This window comes from Actinoplanes rectilineatus, assembly GCF_000962825.1.
Taxonomy (GTDB): Bacteria; Actinomycetota; Actinomycetes; order Mycobacteriales; family Micromonosporaceae; genus Actinoplanes; species Actinoplanes rectilineatus.
Map to the genome: position 1 here is coordinate 14831 of NZ_JZKF01000013.1, position 20299 is coordinate 35129.

Here is a 20299-nt window from a genome sequence, read left to right on the forward strand (position 1 = left end):
GGGGTCTGCATACTCGATGAATGGACGAGACTCCGCGCGATACGGGAGCCGGCCGGCGCTCACGCAGCGTCGGCAGGAGAAATGTCAGGGCGGTGCGGCGGACCGTCAAAGACCTCACTGGTGGCGCGTTCGGGCAGGACCCCGGGGCGGCGACCCGCTACCACGGTTTCGTCTCCGTCCAATCCCGTGGCACCGTGGCGTTGCCGCCTGAAGTTCGCAGGCGCTACGGCCTCAACGAGCCCGGCTCTCAGGTGGAGATCACCGAGCGCAGCGACGGCGTCCTGGAACTTCGTCCCACCATCGCGATACCAGCCAGCCAGCAGTGGTTCTGGGAAAAACGGTGGCAGGAGGGCGAGCGCCGGGCGGATGCCGACATCGCTGCCGGGCGAACCACGACCTACGAGAACGTCGACGACTTCATGGATAGCCTGGATCTCGGAGAGTGAAGTTCGACAAGACCGACGAATTCGCCACCGACTGGAAGTCGATGCCGGTCGAGCATCGACGTATCTTTCGTGCTCTCATGCCTCGGTTCAACGCCGCGTGTGAGGCGTATGTGGCCGACCCCGGTCGGTCCTGGCCTGCGAACCTGAGGGTCAAACCGATGCTGAAGACGACCGGCATCTGGGAGATGACCTGGTCGTTCTCAGGTCCCGACGGCCGTGCCACCTTCGAGTTCTTCCAGGTGGACGGTGAGACGGCAGTCAGATGGCGGCGTATCGGCCGCCACGGGATCTACGAGAATCCTTAGGCAGTGGCCGACGTCGTCGTGCCGGCGAAGGTTTGCAGGTCGCGGCGTTCGATGGCGGCGGCCATCAGATCCGGGAACGCGTCCGGGGTGCACGCGAACGCCGGGACACCCAGGGCGGCGAGCGCCGCGGCGTTCTCCCGGTCGTACGCCGGAGCGCCCTCGTCGGAGAGCGCCAGCAACACCACGACCTGCACGCCGGCCCCGGTCAACGCGGCCACCCGCCGCAGCATCTCCTCCCGGGGCCCGCCCTCGTACAGGTCGCTGATCAGCACCAGGATGCTGTCCCGGGGCCGGGTGATCAGCTGCTGCGCGTACCCGAGTGCCCGCCCGATGTCCGTTCCGCCACCCAGCTGCGTGCCGAACAGCACGTCCACCGGGTCGCCGAGCTGTTCGGTCAGGTCCACCACCGCGGTGTCGAAGACGACCAGTGACGTCCGCAGCGACCGGATCGACGCCAGCACCGCCGCGAAGACACCGGCGAACACCACCGACGACGCCATCGAGCCGGACTGGTCCACGCAGAGCACCACGTCACGCTGGACGGCGGTGGTCCGCCGGGCGTACCCGACCAGTCGCTCCGGCACCACCGTCCGATGCTCGGGCAGGTAGTGCCGCAGGTTGGCGCGGATCGTCCGGTCCCAGTCGACGTCAGCGCTCCGGGGCCGCCCGGTCCGGGCCGCCCGGTTGAGCGCCCCGGTCACCGCGGTCCGCATCCGCTGGGCGACCCGGCTCTCCACCTGCTCGACGACGGTCCGGACGACCTGCCGCGCCGTCGCGACGGCGGTCGCCGGCATCACCCGGTTGAGGGAGAGCAGCGTGCCGACCAGGTGGACGTCCGGTTCGACCGCGGCCAGCATCTCCGGTTCGAGCAGCAGCCGGGTCAGGTCCAGCCGCTCGATCGCGTCGGCCTGCATGACCTGCACGACGGTGCTGGGAAAATGTTCCCGGATGTCGCCGAGCCAGCGGGCCACCCGGGGCGCCGACCCGCCCAGCCCGGCCGACCGCGGCGACGGCTCCCCGGCCCGGTCCGTGTCGTAGAGCGCCGCCAGCGCCGCGTCCATGGCCTGGTCCCGGCCCTCCACCGCGCCGAGCGGTTCGTCGGCGGGCGCGCCGAGCACCATCCGCCAGCGTCGTCGCCGTTCGGTCACGCGAACTCCTCGATGATCGGCTCCAGCCCCAGCTCCAGACCCAGCAACGCACCGAGCACCGGCACCGGCAACACCGCCCGCGCATGATCGATCTCGGTCACCCGTCCGGTTCCGCCGACCGTGCCGCCGGCGATCCGCTCCCCGATGGCCCGCCGTTCCGCGGCGTCGAAACCGCCGAACGTGCGCCGCAACAGGGGCAGCACCCCGTCGAACGCCGCCGCCGGGATCTCCGCCAGCCAGTCGTCCACCAGGGCGAGCAGTGCCTCGTCGTGGACCAGCAGCAGACCGCCGCCGGCCAGGAAACCCTCCACCCAGGCGGCCGCGTGTGCGGGCGGCGTCCCACCGGTCAACGGCAACCGCAGGCGACGGCGCACCTCGGCCGCATCCAGCCGACCGGCGTCCAGCAGCAGCCGCGTCAGCCGCCCGGCGAGCAGACCGTGCAGGCCGGGACGCACGGCGAGCGCCGCGACGGTGTCCAGCCACCGCTCCCGCAGACCCCCGTCGGCGAGCAGACCGACCGCCTGGTGCACCCGGTCCGTGCCGTCGCGCACCTGCCGCGCGGCCTCGTCGGAGAGCGAACCGGCCGCGGCGGGCAGACCGGCGCAGATCCTGCTCACCAGCCCGGCGGTCACCCCGATCAAACCCGCTTCCCGGGTACGCCTGACGTCGCCGTACCGCAGCGTCCGCGCCAGGGCGGGCAGTGCCGCCATCAGGTGCAGCACATCCGCGTCGAGCGCGGCCCGAACGTCCAGGGCGGCGAGCACCGGCGGGTACGCCTCGTCCAGATCGGCCAGCAGGCACACCTCGACCAGTGCGGTGACCTCGGCCAGCGACGCCGCCTCCCGGGCCCGGCGGGCGACCACGGCCGTGGCGGCGGACACCACCGTGGAACCCCACATGCTGCCCTCGACCAGCCGCACCGCGAACTCGGGCTGCCAGCACAGACGCCACTCCTCCCGGAACGTGCCGGTGCCGCGACGGTTCCGGGCACGCTCGCCCCACGGCACGTCCAGCACGCGCAGCCGGTGCAGCAGGCGACTGCGCCGTAGGTCGGTGTCCCGCCGCAGGTCGAGGTCGAGATCACGCCCGGCGGGATCCGGCCGCAGGCGTACGCTCCGCTGCTGCGCCGCCAGATCCCGGGCGAGCGGGACGGCCGGCATCGTCTCCGGCACCGTGCCGAGGCGTTCCCCGACCACGAGCCGCCGCGCGATCAGCTCCGAGCGCAGCGGTTCGCCGTCGCACAGCACCGCCTCGGCCGCCTCGGTGACCTCGGCCAGTCCGGCGAGGGGCCGCCCGCGGAGCGCGGCCAGCGCCTGGGCGAGCCGGGTCGCCTCGATGACGTGCGCCGGGGACGTGGCCACACCTTCGTCCCGCAGTACTCCCGCAGCCGCCACCATCCACCGGGCCACCACCAGGTCCGGGCTGCTCCGGTCCGCGTTGTCCCGATCCGGGCTGTCCCGATCCGGGCTGCTCTGGTCCGTCTTGCTTCGATCCGTGCTCGTGGCGCTGTCGCCCGGTAGGCCGTCGTCCGTGGTTTCACCGCCCGCGGTGAACAGGTGGTGGTACCAGCCGGGGGAGCGGACCCCGGCGCCGTACCCGGACCAGGAGGCGAGACGCCCGTACGTCCACGGCACCCAGGTGAACGCCACCCTCCCCTTGCGGAGACCCCTGAGCAGCGCGGTGTCGTCCTTCGCCGTCGACCTGCGCAGGAGAGCCGGCACGTGCCAGGCCCCGCAGACCACGGCGATGTCACTGTGGCGGCGGCGTTCCGCCCGCAGCACCGTCCGCATGTGGGCCTCGCGCAGCAGGTCGTCCGGCGCCTCCGGGGACACCTCGCGGATCGCCGTCATCGCCTCCGTGATCGCCGCGAAGGCCGGCACGCCGCGATGCTCCACGACGTCCTCCCACCAGCGTTCCGGATCGTCGTACCCGGCCGCCGCGGCCAACTCCCCGATCGGATCCATCGGCCGGAGAAGCTGATCAGTCCCGGACGCCGCCGTCTCCCCGCGCGGATCCACCGGCTGCGGCGGTTGATCGGGCTCGGGCTCGGGTGCATTCGCCTCGGGCTGCGCGACGATGCGGTACGCGTACGGTAGATCGAAGAAACGCACCGGAACGCCGCGCCTGACCGCCCACCGCAAGGCCTGCCATTCCGGGGAGAAGACGGCGAACGGCCAGAAAGCGGCCCGGCCCGGATCGTCCACCGCGTAGCCCAGCAGCGCGACCGGCGGGCGCAGACCGTCGTCCGCCGCCCAGCGCACCAGATCACCGGCCTCCGGCGGCCCCTCGATGAGCAGGATTCCGGGCGGTTCCCGGTCGAGTTCCCGCAGCAGCGCCCGTGCCGAACCCGGCCCGTGATGGCGGATCCCGTAGAACCGTTCAGGCATCGCGGGCGGCCCGGTAGAAGTCGCGCCACCCGGACCGCTCCCGGACCACCGTCTCCAGGTATTCGCGCCAGACGACGTCGTCGGAGACCGGATCCCGGACCACCGCGCCGACGATGCCGGCCGCCACGTCACCGGGCCGCAGCGTTCCGTCGCCGAAATGGGCTGCGAGCGCCATCCCGCCGGTCACCACGGAGATGACCTCGGCGGTGGAGAGGGTTCCGGTCGGCGATTTCAGCCGGGTACGCCCATCCTCGGTGATCCCGGAACGCAGCTCCCGGAAGATCGTCACCACCCGGCGGATCTCCTCCAGCGCGGGCGGCACATCCGGTAGTTCCAGGGCGGCGCCGAGCTGCGCCACCCGCCGCACGACGATCTCCACCTCGGCGTCGGCGGACGCCGGCATCGGCAGCACGACCGTGTTGAACCGCCGTCGCAGGGCGCTGGACAGCTCGTTCACCCCGCGGTCCCGATCGTTGGCGGTGGCGATCAGGTTGAAGCCGCGTTGCGCCTGCACCTCGGTACCCAGCTCCGGCACGGGAAGCGTCTTCTCGGACAGAATGGTGATCAGCGCGTCCTGCACGTCGGACGGCACCCGGGTCAGCTCCTCCAGCCGGGCGATCGCCCCGGTCCGCATGGCCCGCATGATCGGCCCGGCGACCAGGGCGGCGTCACTGGGGCCGTCGGCGAGCAGCCGGGCATAGTTCCACCCGTACCGGATGGCCTCCTCGGCTGTTCCGGCCGTCCCCTGCACCAGCAGCGTGGAGTCACCGGAGATCGCCGCCGCCAGATGCTCGGACACCCAGGTCTTCGCCGTGCCGGGCACGCCGAGCAGCAGCAGCGCACGGTCGGTGGCGAGCGTCGCGACGGCCACCTCGATCAGCCGGCGCGGTCCGACGTACTTCGGTGTCACCTCGCGGCCGTACCCCAGCAGATAGGTGACGACGGCCTGCGGCGACAGCCGCCAGCCCGGCGGCCGCGGCCGGTCGTCGGCGGCGGCGAGCCGGGCCAGTTCCGCCGCATACTGGTCCTCGGCGTGCGGTCGCAGTGCGGTCACCGGAACTCCTCGAGGACGGTGTGGTGGACGGCGGCGTCCGGAGCCGGCCGGGCCGCCGTGGTGGCCGGCGGTCGCCGGAACTGCTCGGACGTCCCGTAACGGAAGGCAGTCATCGGAACCCCTCGAACATCTCGTGGCGGGTGACGGTCATCGGAGTTCCTCGAACATCTCGTGGCGGAAGGTGAGGGCGCGGGCCAGGTCGGCGACCGGCCGGACCCGCGACGGGTCGAGCGTCTGCCCCAGTTCGGCGGCGAGCCGCACGACCCGGCCGGCACGTTCCGGCGGCGCCGCGACCGCGGCCAGCCGGCACAGTTCGCCGAGTTGCCAGGTGTGCCGGTCGGTACGGGCCCGCGCGGTGATCGAGTCCAGAATGGCGTCGGTGAGCCCGTCCGGCCACCGACCCGGGTGCAGAGCGAGCAGCCGGTTGGCGGAACCGTCCTCAGCCCGAAGAGCGGTCACGGCAAGCCGGGCCAGATCACCCGGCGGCAACACCAGGTGCAGATCCCAGCGCACGGCCTCCCGCAGGGCCCCGCCTTCATCGGTGAGCAGGGTGGACGCCCAGGTCGAGTCCCGTTGCGCCACCGCGGCCCTGGCCCAGCCGTGCAGCAGGGGAGCAGCCCAGTCGTTGCCACGCGCAGCCCGCAACCACCCGGCCGGTGTCAGCGCTGCCCAGGACGCCAGCGGAGTCCCGGCCAACACTTCCTCGAGCAGCCAGGCCCCGGCCCCGAGCCCCCGGGGCGGCGCCGCACCCACCCCGTCCCGCCGCAGCTGACGATCCACCTCCCGGGGAGGTTCGACGACGAGCCGCCGGCCGTTGACCCCGGCCCGCTCGACCGGCTCGGTCCGCTCGGCCGGGACCAGCCGCTCCGGACTATGGGCCTGCCCGTCCGGGACCGGTCGTGCCGGGGTGTGGGGCCGTCCGGTCGGTGCCGGCCCTCCTCGGAGGCGGGTCTGTTCGGTGGGGGCCAGTCGTACCGCGGCATGAGCGCGTTCGGCCATCCGGCGGCCGAGTGCCGCGCCCGGCAGCCGGCGGAGGTGTTCCCGTGCGGCGTCACGGACCTCCGTGTGTGGGTCGTCGAGCGCGTTCTCCAGCAGCGGTTCGTCGTCGAGGGTGAGCCCGGTGGCGAAGGCCGTGAGGAAACGGGCACGGACCTCCGGAGGATCAGCGTCCCAGGTGCCGGCGACGAGTTCCCGGGCTCGGCCGGGATCGGTGTGGCGCAGCGCCACCAGGTGACCGAGTCGTTCGGGTGTGCCGGCGGTGTGCCAGTCGCCGGCCGGTCCGGGCTGGGCCTCGTCGAGCAGCCACTGCCATTCCGGGCGCTGCGCGGCGAGCCACCGGCCCCGGCGCCCGGCGACCCGGGCCAGGCCGGCGCGGATCGACGTGTCCCGGCGGCCCGCCGTGAGCAGCGCCGGCAGCAGCACCGGAGGGACACGGCCACCCCGATCCGCGGCCGCTGCCAGCCACTGCGCCAGGAGTTCGCGCTCCAGGTGCCCGCCGCCGGGAGCCGCCCCGTTCAGAATCAGCGCAAGCCGCCGTCCAGCCGCCGCGGGTAGCAGCGGAGTGTCCTCCGGCGGCGCGGCCGGAACCGGCACCCGACCCCGCCCGGGCAGGATCCCCGCCCGCCGGCTGACCAGCGCCACCGCCGCTGCGGCCAGCAGCCCGCCCGCCCCGTCCACCGGTGATTCGTCCGCGGTGCGGAGGCGGATCGTCGACGACCCGCTCCGCACCGGATCGCCCGTCCACGGGCGCCGTCCGGTCCCCACCAGGGCCGCCGCCAGCAGTGCCGCCGGCAGCTCAGGCTCCCGGACCGCTCCCGGGTCCGGCGCCGGCGCCCCCACCGGCACGAACTCGCCGTCCACCCAGGCCGCGAGCGGTCGCAACCCGTCCGGCGACCACTCGGCCGCCACCGTCGCCGGCCGCCCACCCGCCGCGGCGAGCAGCCACCACGGCTCCCGGAACCCCGGCGCGAGCGGAAGAGCGGCACCCTCGGCATCCACGAGATGTCCACCATCGTCACCCACTGACGGGCGGCCGGCTCCCGGGGTGACATCCGCGAGCAGCATCGCTGACTCGTACCCCCAAGGGTGGTGGCTGAGAAACGACGCCCACCGTGACAACCCCGCCCGGATCGACCCCCCACCCGCCGGCGCCCCGAACGGCTCCGCCGCCGAGAACCGCTCCGCGACCAGCGCACGCAGCGACCCCGACCCGGGATGGAAGGCCAGCCCACCTCGGAATCCCGTCCCCGGCACGAGATCGTCGACCAGTGGCCGCCCGGGTGCGGCAAACGCCATGACCAGCGCGAACCGGCCGCTCTCCACCCCGTGCAGCCAGGTCCGCCGGGTGGTCAGCACCCCGTCCTCGCTCTCGGCCCGCCCCAGCACCTGCCACTGGTCGACGACGTGCGGACCGGCCAGAACCTCCTCGGCCGTGGTCGGGAAACCGATCCGGGCGCGGACCGTGGCCGCCGTGGCCGGGTCGAGAAGGGCGAGCCGCTCGTGGCCGGAGACCAGCAGCCGCAGCAGCGCCATCTCGCCCAGCATCCGGTCGGCCCACTGCGGACCGGTGCCCGCGAGGTCGCCCAGCCGGCGGACCATCGCGGCCGCCCCGGGCGCCTGCGCGTCGACCAGCCGGGCCGCCATCGGCTCGAACGCCTGCCGGCCGGACCGGGCGAGCCCGGCGAGTCCGGCGAGAACCTGGTCGTCGAGCCAGCGCCCCAGCTCGGACATGCCCCGGGCCACCCGGTCAGCGCGGTCCCGGGCGCGTTTCTCCGCCGGGACCGTGTCTGTCGATGCCGGGACCGTATTTGTCGACGCCGGGACCGTGGTTGTCGACCGTCGTTCGCGGGGCACGATGAGACCCTAGAGGCGGGGTGCGACGTTTTCTCTACGGCGGGGGCGGCCATGCGGGTGATCGTGTTCGGGGCGACCGGGATGGTCGGTCAGGGCGTGTTGCGGGAGTGTCTGCTCGCGCCGGACGTGACCGAGGTCCTCGTGGTCACCCGGACGCCGACCGGGGTCAGCCATCCGCGGCTGCGGGAGGTGACGCTCGCCGACTTCGCCGATCTGTCACCGATCGCGAGGGAGCTGGGCGGGTACGACGCCTGCTTCTACTGTCTGGGGGTGTCCTCGGTGGGCATGGACGAGGCCGCCTACACCCGGGTCTCCTACGACTTCCCGATGGCCGCGGCCCGTGTTCTCGCTCCGCTGGCCCCGGACATGACCTTCGTCTACGTCTCGGGCAGCGGCACCGGTGCGAGCAGCCGGCTGATGTGGGCGCGGGTCAAGGCCCGCACCGAGGACGAGGTGATGGCGATGTTCCGCAACGGGTACGCCTTCCGCCCCGGTTTCATCCAGCCGACCCACGGTGTCCGGTCGCGGACCGGTTGGTACAACACCGCGTACACGGTCACCGCCCCGCTGGTCCCGTTCCTGCGGCGTGTCCTGCCGAACCACGTCACCACCACCGACGCGATCGGGCGTGGCATGTTGCAGGCCGCGCGGACCGGGTTCGAGCGTCGTGTGGTGACCAACGCTGACCTGAGCTGACTGTCCCCACACGACGGCCGCGAACGCGACCACCATCCCGGCGACCTGCACCGGGGTCAGGGCCTGTCCCAGCGCCGCCCAGCCGATCAGGGTCGCGACCAGCGGTGACAGCAGGTTGAGCAGGGACACCCGCGCGGCCGGGAGCTTTTCCAGACCCCGGAACCAGAGGGTGTACGCGAGAGCCGTCCCGACCAGCGACAGGTAGGCGTAACCGGCCACGTTGCCGGCCGTCAACGACCCGGGCAGGCCTTCCACCGGCAGGGTCACCGGCAGCAGCACCAGTCCGCCGGCGGTGAGTTGCCAGCCGGTGGCGGTCAGCAGCGACACCGAGGGGCGTCCCCAGCGTTTGGTGAGGACCAGTCCGAGCGCCATCGAGGCGGCTCCGGCGAGTCCGGCGAGGACCCCGACCGGGTCGAGCCGGGCGGTCGCGGTCAGCACCGCGAGGGCCACGCCTGCGGCGCCGATCAGACCCGCGATCACGGTACGCACCGCGACCCGTTCCGTCAGCAGCAGCACGGTCAGGCCGGCCACGATGAGTGGCTGCACCGCTCCGAGCACCGCCGCCATGCCGCCCGGGAGACGGTAGGCGCTGACGAACAGCAGTGCGAAGAAGATCCCGATGTTGAGCGTTCCGAGGACTGCCGCCCGCCACCACCAGTGCCCTTTCGGCAGCTCACGGGTGACCGCCAGCAGGACGAGCCCGGCCGGCAGGGCGCGGAGCAGCCCGCTCAGCAACGGTCGTCCCGGTGGCAGGAGCTCGGTGGTCACAGCGTAGGTGGTGCCCCACACCGCCGGGGTGAGCGCGGTGATCGCCAGGATCCGCATGGCTCTACTCCCTCAACTGCCTCGACATAAAGTATCTCGACATCAAGATAAACCTTGTCGAGAAGCTCGTCATCAAGAAAAGTGGGATCGTGACCGACGACATCGACCGCATCCTGGACCAGTGGTCCCGCGAACGCCCCGACCTGGACACCGAGGCGATGGGCGTCTTCGGGCGCATCTACCGCCTGGCCCGGCTGGCCGGCGACGCCACCGAGAAGGCATACGCCCGCTTCCACATCAGCCGGGCCGAGTTCGACGTGCTGGCCACCCTGCGCCGCGCCGGCGAACCCTTCGAGCTGTCCCCGGGCGCCCTGGCCGCGTCCATGATGCTCAGCACCGGCGGCACCACGGCCCGCCTGGACCGCCTGGAGAAGGCCACCCTGGTGACCCGTTCCCCCGACCCGCACGACCGCCGCGGCGTCCTGGTCCGCCTGACCGCCCGGGGCCGCACGGTCGCCGACGAGGCCGTCGCCGCCGGCCTGGCCGAACAGCAGCGCCTGCTGTCCCACCTGCCGCAGCCCCGGCGCGACCAGCTCGCCGAGCTGCTCCGCACGCTCCTCGCTCCGGAGGGCGAGGCGGCGCGCCCCGAGGCCGGGAGCTAGACACCTTCTGCAGTCAGGGTCTGCCTCTGTGGTGATTTCGGGCGCTCAGCGCGCCCGTATTCACCACACCCACAACAGCGTGGTGATTTCGGGCGCTCAGCGCGCCCCAATTCACCACACCCACAACAGCGTGGTGATTTCGGGCGCTCAGCGCGCCCCAATTCACCACACTCACAACAGCGTGGTGATTTCGGGCGCTCAGCGCGCCCGTATTCACCACACCACCAGGGGTGTGGTGAATTGGGGCGTCCAGCGCGCCCGAAATCACCACACGGATGGGCTTCGCACCCTGACCACGAAACGTGTCTAGGGGTGTGCGATGCCACTCGGCTTGAGCTGATCAAGCTGCTGGCCAGGGTCCATGCGATCCGCCTCGCCGCGGCTACTCCGGCGGCCATCGCAGCTCAGTCGTTGTCGCGGCATCGGATCACTCTCAAGATCAACTCAAGTGGTGTGGCATTGCGGGCTGCCCGGCCGTCGCCCACGGCTGTTGTCGGCTCATCTGTGGACCACGGTTGACGGCCCGGCCGGCCGAGCCGTCGTCCACGGCTCGTTTCCGGCCGAGAACGAGCCGTGTCGAACGGCTGGGCGCTCCGAGCCGTCGTCCACGGCTCGGTTACGGTCCCGAAGAGAGCCGTGGAGGACGGCTGACTGCTCCGAGCCGTCGTCCAGGGCTGTCCTGCGGGGATCGGCGGGCGGATGGGCCGTAGTCGATCAATCGCCCGCCGCCGCTCTGCTGTTTCTGGTGCCCGTGGCCTCGGAGACACGGCGGGCGATTGATCAACACTGCTCCGTGGGCGACGAGTAGAACCGGGGGCTGTCCCGTAAGCCGGTCGACTGTCGTTCGTGGCTGCCGCGCGGCCGTCGCCTACGGCTCACCCGGTAACGCCGGTCGGCCACCATCGACGGCTCGGAACCGCCCGTTGCCACTCAGCTCAAGTTGATCAAGGAGGTGACCAGGAGCCATGCGGCCCTCCTCGCTGCGGCGACTCGTGCGGCCGTCGACGGTGGCAGCCGCATCGGCGCAGCTCAGCCGCCTGTCGCGGCATCGGGGCATCGCGGCATCGGGGCATCGGGGCATTCCTCGAGGTCAACTTGAGCCGAGTGGCATTGAGGGAGTGTGGGCGGGCGGCACCGTCTCGGCCGGGCTCGGCGGCAGCGGGGGAGTGCCGTCACCGAACGGCCGTCCGCCCAGGCTCTCGCGACCGTGCGGGGTCAGCCAGCCGCTCAGGTCCGGGCCCTTGGGGACGATCCCGGTCGGGTTGATGTCGCGGTGCACCTCGTAGTAGTGCCGCTTGATGTGATCGAAATCGGTCGTGTCGCCGAAGCCGGGCGTCTGGAACAGGTCTCGTGCGTACGCCCACAGCGTCGGCATCTCGGCCAGCTTGGACCGGTTGCACTTGAAGTGTCCGTGGTAGACCGCGTCGAACCGGGCCAGCGTCGTGAACAGCCGGACGTCCGCCTCGGTGATCGTGTCCCCGACCAGGTACCGCTGCGAGGACAGTCGTGCCGACAGGGCGTCGAGCCGGCCGAACAACCGGTCGTAGGCCTTCTCGTAGGCGTCCTGCGTCCCCGCGAACCCGGCCCGGTACACCCCGTTGTTGACGTCCCGGAACACCCCGTCGTTGACCTCGTCGATCTCGTCCCGCAGGTGCGGCGGGTACAGCTGCGGTGCCCCGTCCCGGTGGAATGCCGTCCACTCCAGGGACAGGTCCAGGGTGATCTGGGCGAAGTCGTTGGTGACCACCTGTCCGCTGGGCACGTCCACGATCGCCGGGACGGTGATCCCCTTGTCGTAGTCCGGGAACCGTGCGAAGAACGCCTCCTGCAGCCGTTCGATGCCCAGCACCGGGTCGCGTCCGCCCGGATCCAGGTCGAAGGTCCAGCTCCGCTCGTCGTGGGTGGGCCCGGCGATGCCCATCGACAGCACGTCCTCGAGGCCGAGCAGCCGCCGCACGATGATCGACCGGTTGGCCCACGGGCAGGCCCGGCTCACCACCAGCCGGTACCGCCCGGGTTCCACCGGATAGCCGTCCCGCCCGTCCGCGGTGATCCTGGTGCCGATGTATCGCTGGTCGCGGGTGAACTCGCCCGACGGATTCACGTAGGCCATGTCTCCATCCTTCCCACGGTCCGCCGTCGTCTCACCCCTAAACCAAGATCTTTGGGGGTACGCGTCAAAGCCCGGCCGTCGGAGGAAGTGGTGGGCGAGGCATCCCCCCGTGCTCGACGCCTCGCCCGGCTCATGGGGCGGCCCGCGTGGCCGCCGGTAGGACGGGCCGTCGTCGGGTGACGTCCGCTTGTGACCGGTTCGGACCGGAACCCGCTCGCTTTTATAGCACGAGGCAGAGGGCGCTTTCGGGCCTTTGGGAGCGTTCCCGTTCAGAGTGGGATATCGGTGACCACCGCGTAGTGGTCGGAGGGCAGCACGTCGGCGATGGGGTGGTGCCCGGCGAGGAAGGCCTTTTCCACCCGTACCGGCGACCCAGGTCGGCCCGGCCGGGCCAGGATGTGGTCGATCCGCCGGTCGAGTTGTTTCACCGCCTCGACGGGGGCGAACGGCACGGCCGAGTCCAGGGTGACCGCCGCCGGGTCGCCGCCGCCCGCCACCCAGGTGTCGGTCATGGTCGCTGCCAGGGGTGCGAACTCCGGCTGGTCCGGTGCGACGTTCAGGTCCCCGATCAGCAGCACCGGCAGGTCCCCGTCCAGGCGCCGGTCGGTGGCGAGGTCCGCGAGGGCTGCGCACTGTGCCCGGTGGTCGGCGGCGTACCGGGGCTCCCACTCGGTGCACGCCGTGATGACGTGCAGCGGTCCGGCCGGATGGTCCACGGTGGCCAGCAGTGCCCGGGGCGGGACGCCACCGCGCTGCGGATTGGGCAGGTCGGTGAGTTCCGTGGCCCGGATCGGCCAACGGCTGACCAGTCCGATTCCGATCGCAATGCCGGCCTGGTCGGCGTACTCCGCGGGGTCCGGTTCCGGCGGCAGCCCGGAGGGCGCCCAGACGGCGTGCATGCGGTGCGGTGCGGCCAGTTCCCGCGCCTGGTCGGTGCCGGCGCCGGACCAGGCCTCGACCAGCCCCAGCAGATCCGGCCGGCACGCGGCGACGGTCTGCGCGATGCCGTGCCGCCGGTCCCGCCAGTTCCCGCCGAAGCGCCACCAGACGTTCCACGTCATCACCCGCATGCCATCGACGGTAGTCGTCGCACGCGGCCTTCGGAGGCCGAGCGCCATACGCCGCCGGCAGTGTTCCGGCGGCATGATGTGTTCCGTGACGGACACGCCGAGCAGGGGACTGGTCCTGGTGGTCGAGGACGAGCGGCCGATCGCCGATCTCGTCAGGCTGTACCTGAGCCGGGAGGGTTTCGGAGTACAGGTCGAGCACGACGGCATCGCGGGGCTGGCCGCCGCCCGCCGGCTCCGGCCGGTCGTCTGCATCCTCGACATCGCACTGCCCGGGATGGACGGCACCGAGGTCTGCCGCCGGTTGCGGGCCGACGACGACTGGACGCCGGTGGTCTTCCTGACCGCGAGGGACGACGAGGTGGACCGGATCGTCGGGCTGGAGCTGGGTGGCGACGACTACGTCACCAAGCCGTTCAGCCCGCGCGAGCTGGTCACCCGGGTCAAGGCGCTGCTGCGGCGCGCGGCCGTGACGGCGGCCTCCGAGCGGGTACGCACCCTGGGCCCGTTGACGCTTGACCCGGAGCGCCGGACAGCGGCTGTCGAGGGCCGCCCGCTGATGTTGACCGCGACCGAATTCGACCTGCTCGCCCACCTGCTGGGCCGGCCCGGGCGGGTGTTCACGCGGGAGGAGTTGCTGGCCGCGGTCTGGGGGTACGCCTCGCATGCCGGAACCCGTACGGTCGACGTGCACGTGGCCCAGGTGCGGGCGAAGCTCGGCGAGGCGTCCGCGGTGATCCGGACGGTCCGCGGCGTCGGGTACACCGCCGATGCCTAGACGGCCGCGGAGCCTGGCCGGGCGGACCGTGCTGGTCACCGCGGCCACCACGGTGATCGCGGTGCTCATGACCGGGACGGTCGGCGTGCTGACCGCGGTCCGCACGGTGAACCTGCAGGTCCGCACGGATCTGCAGGAGCGGGCGGCGTTCGTGGCGGCCCTGTTGGCGCGCGAACCGGCCGGGTCCCGGGCCGCCGTCGTCGCGGGTCTGCGTGCCGAGGGCGTCGAGATCTACCTGATCCGGCGGGGCGAACCCGACCGTCCCGGGCTTCCCGACCGGGTGGTGAAACAGGTGGCGGCGGGCCGGAGCGTCGACGCTTTCGGCCTGGTGGACGGCCGTCCCTCCTTCGCCGGAGGACGGCCTTTCCCGACGGCCGCCGGAGGGCCGAGCCCGGAGACCGGAGGACAACCCTTCCCACAGAACTCCGGCGGTGGCGATACGCCGAACGACGACGATGACAACGCCGGTCCACGGAATTCCGGTGACGGGATCGTTCTCACCCGGACGGTCTCCTCGGGCACCGCGGCCCGCGCGCTCGGCGGCCTCTGGCTGGCCCTGCTGGCCGGGCTGGCCGGCGGCATCGCGGCCGGCGCCCTGCTGGCCCGGGTGGTCGTGCGGCCGGTCGAGCAGGCCGCGGCCGCCGCCGGCCGGCTCTCCGCCGGGGACCGTTCGGTGCGGCTGTCCCGCACCGGTCCCACCGAGGCGGTCCGTCTTGCCGACGCGTTCGACCAGCTCACCGAGGCGTTGCAGACCAGCGAGGGTCGTGAGCGGGAGTTCCTGCTCTCCGTCTCGCACGAGTTGCGGACCCCGCTCGCGACGATCCGTGGTTACGCGGAGGCGCTCGCCGACGGTGTGATCGCGGGGGACGGCACCACCGAGGCGGGTCGGACCGTGCTCGGCGAGGCGGAGCGGCTGGACCGGCTGATCTCGGATCTGTTGGTGTTGTCCCGGCTGGAGGCGGCCGACCTGCCGATCGACGTGCTGCCGGTCGACCTGGTGGAGCTGGTCCGGGAGGCCGGCCGGGCCTGGCGGTCACGGTGCGGCGACGGGGGTCCGGTGCTGACCGTGGAGACGCCGTCCGGGCCGGTCGTGGTGGACACCGATCCCGGCCGGATCCGGCAGGTGCTCGACGGTCTCTGCGAGAACGCGCTGCGGGTGGTTCCGGCCGGTGCGCCGCTGGTCCTGGCGGTCCGGGCCGGTACACACGGTGCGATCCTCGAGGTCCGGGACGGTGGCCCCGGGTTCACCGACGACGATCTGGCGGTGGCGTTCCAGCGGGGTGAGCTGAACCGGCGGTACCGCGGGGTCCGCGCTGTCGGCAGCGGGCTCGGCCTGGCGCTGGCGGCCCGGTTGGTGACGAGGCTCGGTGGTGTCATCGAGGCGGGTCACGCCCCGGAAGGCGGCGCGATGTTCACCGTGGAGCTGCCCCTCGCGTCCGGGTGACGGGGTTACTGCAGGAAGTCGGCGAACGGTGAGAGCAGGAGTTTGCCCAGGCCGGTGGCGGTCGAGTCGAGGCGCCGCCGCTGCTTGTCCAGGGCGAGCTGGTCGTGCCGGATCGACCAGATCTTCTGGGCGTTGCGCCACGCGACGTTCCGGGTGTACTCCACCATCTCGCCCTGCCACCAGTCGTCCAGGTCACCGTTCATCGTGTCGATGAGCAGCTGCCACCGGTCCAGGTAACCGCGGCGCAGACCGGGGATCTCCTCGGCGAAGATGTCGTTGACCTGCAGGTAGTCCTCGTGCTGGTCGCTGCCGTCGATCGGGTCGGTGCCCAGGTGGTCGAACGTGGTGACCAGCGCGAACGGCAGGTCGAAGTTGATGTGCGCGTTGACGCCGGCGACCGCGGACGGCAGTGGGCGCTGGTCGGGTCCCGGAACGCGGCAGAACAGGCCGGCCCAGACGCCGGGGCAGGACGGGCTCGCCTCGGTCCAGTACCGCAGTGCGTCGAAGTACCGGGCGGCGAACTCCACGTCCAGGCGGGACAGGAACGCCGGGTCCTTGAAGCGCCCGGCGTACAGGCGTTCCAGGACGTTCTCGGTGATGGTCAGGTAGAGCTTGTTGAAATCGGCAAGCGGGTTGCCGTGCAGCAGCGGCGGGACGCGGCACAGGACGTCCTGCAGTCCGGCCAGTTGCTCGACCACGCCGGGCACGTCGTCGGGATGCCGCCGCAGCAGGTCGGACATCTCCTGCTGAACAGGGCCCCAGATGGGCTGGGTCATCGGATCCTCCGTGGGTGATGCAGAAGTCGGAGGGCCCCCAGCACCGCCCGGAGGCTGTGGCCCCCGGGCGGTGCTCCCCCGTGGCCTCAGACTTCCAGCAGGGGTACGTCAGGGGGATCCGTAGAACGACGTATTTGACGTACGTATGTCACGGCAAGATAACGATGCCCTGGTCAGGCGGCTGTCAGATACACCCGACTGGCCTGCACGCGGGTACGTACCTGCAGTTTGTCGAAGATGTGCCCGAGATGCACGCCCACCGTCCGCTCGCTGATGAAGAGCTTCTCGCCGATCTCCCGGTTCGTCAGGCCCTCCGCGACGGCGGCCAGCACCTCACGCTCGCGGACGGTCAGCACCGCCAACTCGTCGGTGACCAGGGCGGGCGCCGCCATCGGCACGGTGGGCTCGTCGTCGGCCAGGGCCACCCGGAACCGCTGGGCGACACCACGGATCTCGCTGGCGAACGGGCGTGCTCCCATCGCGGTCGCCGTCGCGTACGCCTGACGCAGACCGGTGACCGCGGCAGCGCGACGGACCTTGCGGTGCAGGGAGGCCTCCGCCTGGCGCAGCCGGGAGTACGCCGCCGGATAGGGCTGCTGCCGGCGGTCCCAGACGGTGGCCGCCCGCGCCCACGGATCCGGATCGTGCCGGTCCTCGATCCGGCTGATCTCGGCGGTGCACAGGTCCACATAGCCGGTGACCGCGGCCTGCACCGCCGGACCTGCCTCACCCATCGCCGTGACCAGGCGTTCCGTGGCGGTCTTCAGGCGGCGCAGCGCGCCCGGGTCGACGCGGGCCCCGGCGACGTGCGCCTCCGCCTCGGCGCGCAGGCCGTGCCAGGTCAGCACCCCGATCAGCACCAGGTCGTCGGAGCGGGTCTCGGTCAGGCCGCGCTGCACCGCGGCGCGGGCCTCGGCGTGCTCGCCCTGCCACATCGCCAGGCCGGCCCGCAGGGTGAGCATCGGCAGCACGTGCCGGGCGCCACCGCCGGCCAGCAGGGTGGCGACCGCGTCCAGGTCACGGCGCGCGTTGTCGACCTCGCCGAAACCGACCCACAGCTGGCAGCGGGAGAGCAGCAGCTCGACAGCGTCGGCACCGGACGGGCGGTAGCTCATCGCGGTGTCCAGCACCGCGCTCGCCTCGGCCCACTGACCGACCCGGAACAGGCCTTTCGCGGCGATCGCCAGCAGCCGTGTCCGGTAGTGCCGGCCGACCGGGCGGTCCGCGCCGCGGCGGGCCACCAGGACGCCCTCCTCGATGCTGTTCAACGGGCCGGTGAGCAGCTCGGCGAGGTGCATGTAGGCCACGCCCAGGTCGTCCGGGTGGCCGGACCGTTCGGCGATCTCCACCGCCTGCCGGACCACGGACAGGCCGGCGGCGGGGTCCTCGCGGAACACCGCGCTGAAGCCGAGGGCGGCGCTGGCGCGTACCAGATCAGGGGTTGATCCGTTGATCGCGGCCAGCTCCATGGCGTCCCGGGCGTGCTGGTGCGCCTCGGCGTAACGGCCCAGGTGGACCAGGAGCTCGGCGAGGTACGCCGCGGCCGAGGCGCGCTGGCGGGGTGTGCAGTCCGGGGCGTCCAGGGCCCGCAGGTATTCGGTCTCGGCGGTCGCCGTGCGGCCCGCCGCGGCCAGGTAACGCGCCCGGCGCAGGTGCACGTCCGAACGCCCGGGACCGTCGGTCCGCGCGGCCAGCTCCTCCACCCGGGACAGTGCCAGCAGGTGCTCGCCGCACTGGTGCGCGGACTCGGCGGCGTTGCCGAGCACGTCGGCCCGGTCCTCGCAGTCGTCGCCGGTCAGCTGCAGGGCGATCGTCCAGTACCGGTGGGCCTCGGCGAAACCGTAGAGGCGTTCGGCCGCGCGGGCCGCCGCCAGCACGGCGGGCAGGGCCCGTTCGGGTACGCCGGCCCGCTGCCAGTGGAAGGCCAGCCGAGCGTGATCAGGATCACCCTCGACGGCTTCCAGCGACTCGGCGAACCGCCGGTGCAGGGCGGCCGACTGGGCCGGCAGCACCTCCTGCTCCAGCACCTCGGCGACCAGCCGGTGACGTAGGCGGTAACCGTCGCTGTCGCTGGCCACGAACCGGTGCGCCACCGCTGCTCGAATCGCTTCGATGAGCTGGTCCTCGCCGAGCGGAACCACCCTGGCCAGCACCGCGTGCTCCACCGGCTCGACACCGGCGGCCATCGCGTGCACCACCTGATGGGCGTTCGGCGGCAACTCGTCCACCCGGGACAGGAAGATCTCGCGCAGCGTGTCGGACAGCTCGACCCGCCCGTCGCGCAGGTCACGGGCCAACTCCTCGACGACGAACGGGTTGCCGCCGCTGCGCTTGAACACCCGGTCGGCGTCCTCGACGGCCACCGTCCCGCCGACGATGCCGGTCACCAGGTCGCGGGTCTGGTCCTGGGTCAGCGGGGCCAGGTCGACCACGCGGACCGACCGCAGCCGGCGCAGTTCGGCCAGCACCCGGCGCAGCGGGTGGGTGCCGTGCAGGGCCTCGGCCCGGATCGCGGCCAGCACCGAGACGCGGACGTCACCGAGGCCGGCGAGTAGGTAGAGCAGGAGCTGCCGGGTGCTCCGGTCGGCCCACTGCAGATCGTCCAGGACCAGCAGGAGCTGCCGGTTGCCGGCGATCGTGCGCAGGGCGTGCGACACCCGGTCGAGCAGGGCGCCGGCGTCGGCGGGACCGCTGTTGTCGGTGTGCCCGCCGTCGTGCCGGCGCAGCGCCTGCAGCACCGGATGCAGCGGGGAGGCGTCGCCGATGTCGAGACAGGTCCCGGACAGCACGGCGAAGTCCGTCCCGCGCAGGGCGTCGGCTGTCTCCCGCAGCAACCGGCTCTTGCCGACACCGCTCTCCCCGGTCACGAACACCGCAGCGGTGCCGCCCGGGCCGACGTTGCGCAGGTAGGACTGGATGTCGGCCAGCGTGCCGGTGCGCCCGACAAGCGGCCCCTCGTCCCCCTGGCTGGCCATGACCGGCAGCCTAGTGGGAATCGACCTATCACGTTGTCGTCGGTTCGGCCTGTTCTGCGTCACAAAAACGACGGACGCCGATGCTGTCAGAGATACGTCGTTCAACAGATCCGCGTCCGGTTGCGGGCTGGCACCGTACTCCCGGTCAACGCAGTGAACCGGGGGAGCGTGAGACATGACCACCATCACCTTGGTCGATCAGGAGCGGCGCCAGGACGTCACCGTGCTGTTCATCGACATCGTCGGCTTCACCGCCATGGTGGACCGGCTGGACTGCGCGGAGATCCGGGCGTTGCAGCGCGACTACTTCACGACGGTGGCCCGCGTGGTCCGCGACTGCGGCGGGATCGTGGAGAAGTACGTCGGCGACGCGGTGATGGCGGTCTTCGGGGCCGGTGACGGCGGCTTCGGTCCGGAGGCGGCCGCGGCGGCGGTCCGGGCGGGCCTGTCGGTCCAGGAGGCGTTGAGGGGGCGGCTCCTGGCCGGCAGGTTCCCGGTGCGGACCAGGGTCGGACTGGCCACCGGTGAGGTGATCGTGGACCCGATGGCGGCCTTCGACGGGGGCTACGCCATGATCAGTGGGAGCGTTGTGAACACGGCGGCACGGTTGCAGGCGTACGCGCCGCACGACACCGTCGTGGTCTGTTCGGTGACGCGCGAGGTGACCGACGCCCTGATCGCCTATCAGGAGTTGCCGCCCGTGTCGGTGCCGGGCAAGTCGTACCCGTTGGATCTGTGGCGTGCGCTACAGCCCCAGACCGCACAGTTGGCCAGCGTGTCATAGGACACTTTTTCGTACGCTTTGTACCGAATTCGGCCACGGTGTGGTC

15 protein-coding genes are annotated in these 20299 nt (G+C 72.2%); 6 read left to right on the top strand and 9 right to left on the bottom strand.

Annotation, left to right across the window (positions count from 1 at the left end; translation table 11 throughout):
• The first annotated feature begins 20 nt into the window (after window positions 1–20).
• Together WH85_RS52230 and WH85_RS12620 are read left to right on the top strand one after the other, a co-directional pair.
• Window positions 21–446, top strand: a complete 426-nt coding sequence (locus WH85_RS52230; protein WP_211275354.1) for an AbrB/MazE/SpoVT family DNA-binding domain-containing protein — start codon at window positions 21–23, stop codon at window positions 444–446.
• A complete protein-coding gene (locus WH85_RS12620; RefSeq protein ID WP_045742009.1) occupies window positions 443–751 on the top strand; it encodes a hypothetical protein in 309 nt (102 codons plus the stop codon). The genes WH85_RS52230 and WH85_RS12620 overlap by 4 nt, the downstream gene beginning before the upstream one ends.
• Here the strand turns inward: WH85_RS12620 and WH85_RS12625 are convergent.
• The 5 genes from WH85_RS12625 to WH85_RS48635 form a co-directional block, all read right to left on the bottom strand.
• Window positions 748–1899, bottom strand: coding sequence for a VWA domain-containing protein (locus tag WH85_RS12625; protein WP_245673913.1), 1152 nt, complete (start codon window positions 1897–1899; stop codon window positions 748–750). The two genes, WH85_RS12620 and WH85_RS12625, sit on opposite strands and share 4 nt — an antisense overlap.
• Window positions 1896–4286: a DUF5682 family protein gene (locus WH85_RS12630; protein ID WP_045742011.1), complete on the bottom strand. Its 2391-nt coding sequence runs from the start codon at window positions 4284–4286 to the stop codon at window positions 1896–1898. Before WH85_RS12630 ends, WH85_RS12625 begins: the two co-directional genes overlap by 4 nt.
• The gene (locus WH85_RS12635) at window positions 4279–5340 is read right to left on the bottom strand and encodes an ATP-binding protein (protein ID WP_045742012.1); all 1062 of its coding nucleotides are present in this window, start codon (window positions 5338–5340) and stop codon (window positions 4279–4281) included. Before WH85_RS12635 ends, WH85_RS12630 begins: the two co-directional genes overlap by 8 nt.
• Before the next feature lie 147 nt (window positions 5341–5487).
• Complete coding sequence (locus WH85_RS12640) at window positions 5488–8070, bottom strand: DUF5691 domain-containing protein (RefSeq protein WP_052720387.1); 2583 nt, start codon at window positions 8068–8070, stop codon at window positions 5488–5490.
• A 339-nt stretch (window positions 8071–8409) separates the two neighbouring features.
• Window positions 8410–9714: a DMT family transporter gene (locus WH85_RS48635; protein ID WP_083448960.1), complete on the bottom strand. Its 1305-nt coding sequence runs from the start codon at window positions 9712–9714 to the stop codon at window positions 8410–8412.
• 89 nt (window positions 9715–9803) lie between these two features.
• Between WH85_RS48635 and WH85_RS12650 the strand changes: the two genes are divergently transcribed.
• The gene (locus tag WH85_RS12650; RefSeq protein ID WP_245673914.1) at window positions 9804–10316 is read left to right on the top strand and encodes a MarR family winged helix-turn-helix transcriptional regulator; all 513 of its coding nucleotides are present in this window, start codon (window positions 9804–9806) and stop codon (window positions 10314–10316) included.
• 1090 nt (window positions 10317–11406) lie between these two features.
• Here the strand turns inward: WH85_RS12650 and WH85_RS12655 are convergent.
• Both WH85_RS12655 and WH85_RS12660 read right to left on the bottom strand, forming a co-directional pair.
• Window positions 11407–12429: a glutathione S-transferase family protein gene (locus WH85_RS12655; RefSeq protein ID WP_045742015.1), complete on the bottom strand. Its 1023-nt coding sequence runs from the start codon at window positions 12427–12429 to the stop codon at window positions 11407–11409.
• Between the two features lie 269 nt (window positions 12430–12698).
• A complete protein-coding gene (locus WH85_RS12660) occupies window positions 12699–13499 on the bottom strand; it encodes an endonuclease/exonuclease/phosphatase family protein (RefSeq protein WP_045742016.1) in 801 nt (266 codons plus the stop codon).
• A 76-nt stretch (window positions 13500–13575) separates the two neighbouring features.
• On the opposite strand from WH85_RS12660, the gene WH85_RS12665 reads away from it, so the two are divergent.
• Window positions 13576–14274 (top strand): response regulator transcription factor, encoded by a 699-nt coding sequence (locus WH85_RS12665; RefSeq protein ID WP_063775502.1) that lies wholly within the window; start codon window positions 13576–13578, stop codon window positions 14272–14274.
• Window positions 14267–15718 carry a sensor histidine kinase gene (locus WH85_RS12670; RefSeq protein ID WP_045742018.1) on the top strand — a complete coding sequence of 484 codons (1452 nt, stop codon included), beginning with the start codon at window positions 14267–14269 and terminating at the stop codon, window positions 15716–15718. The genes WH85_RS12665 and WH85_RS12670 overlap by 8 nt, the downstream gene beginning before the upstream one ends.
• Before the next feature lie 5 nt (window positions 15719–15723).
• Here the strand turns inward: WH85_RS12670 and WH85_RS12675 are convergent, their stop codons facing one another.
• Together WH85_RS12675 and WH85_RS12680 are read right to left on the bottom strand one after the other, a co-directional pair.
• Window positions 15724–16494, bottom strand: a complete 771-nt coding sequence (locus tag WH85_RS12675) for a DUF5995 family protein (RefSeq protein WP_045742019.1) — start codon at window positions 16492–16494, stop codon at window positions 15724–15726.
• A 173-nt stretch (window positions 16495–16667) separates the two neighbouring features.
• A complete protein-coding gene (locus WH85_RS12680) occupies window positions 16668–19469 on the bottom strand; it encodes an ATP-binding protein (protein WP_045742020.1) in 2802 nt (933 codons plus the stop codon).
• 175 nt (window positions 19470–19644) lie between these two features.
• Here WH85_RS12680 and WH85_RS12685 point away from each other — a divergent pair, with 175 nt between their 5' ends.
• Window positions 19645–20253, top strand: coding sequence for an adenylate/guanylate cyclase domain-containing protein (locus tag WH85_RS12685; RefSeq protein WP_045742021.1), 609 nt, complete (start codon window positions 19645–19647; stop codon window positions 20251–20253).
• Window positions 20254–20299: the final 46 nt, after the last annotated feature.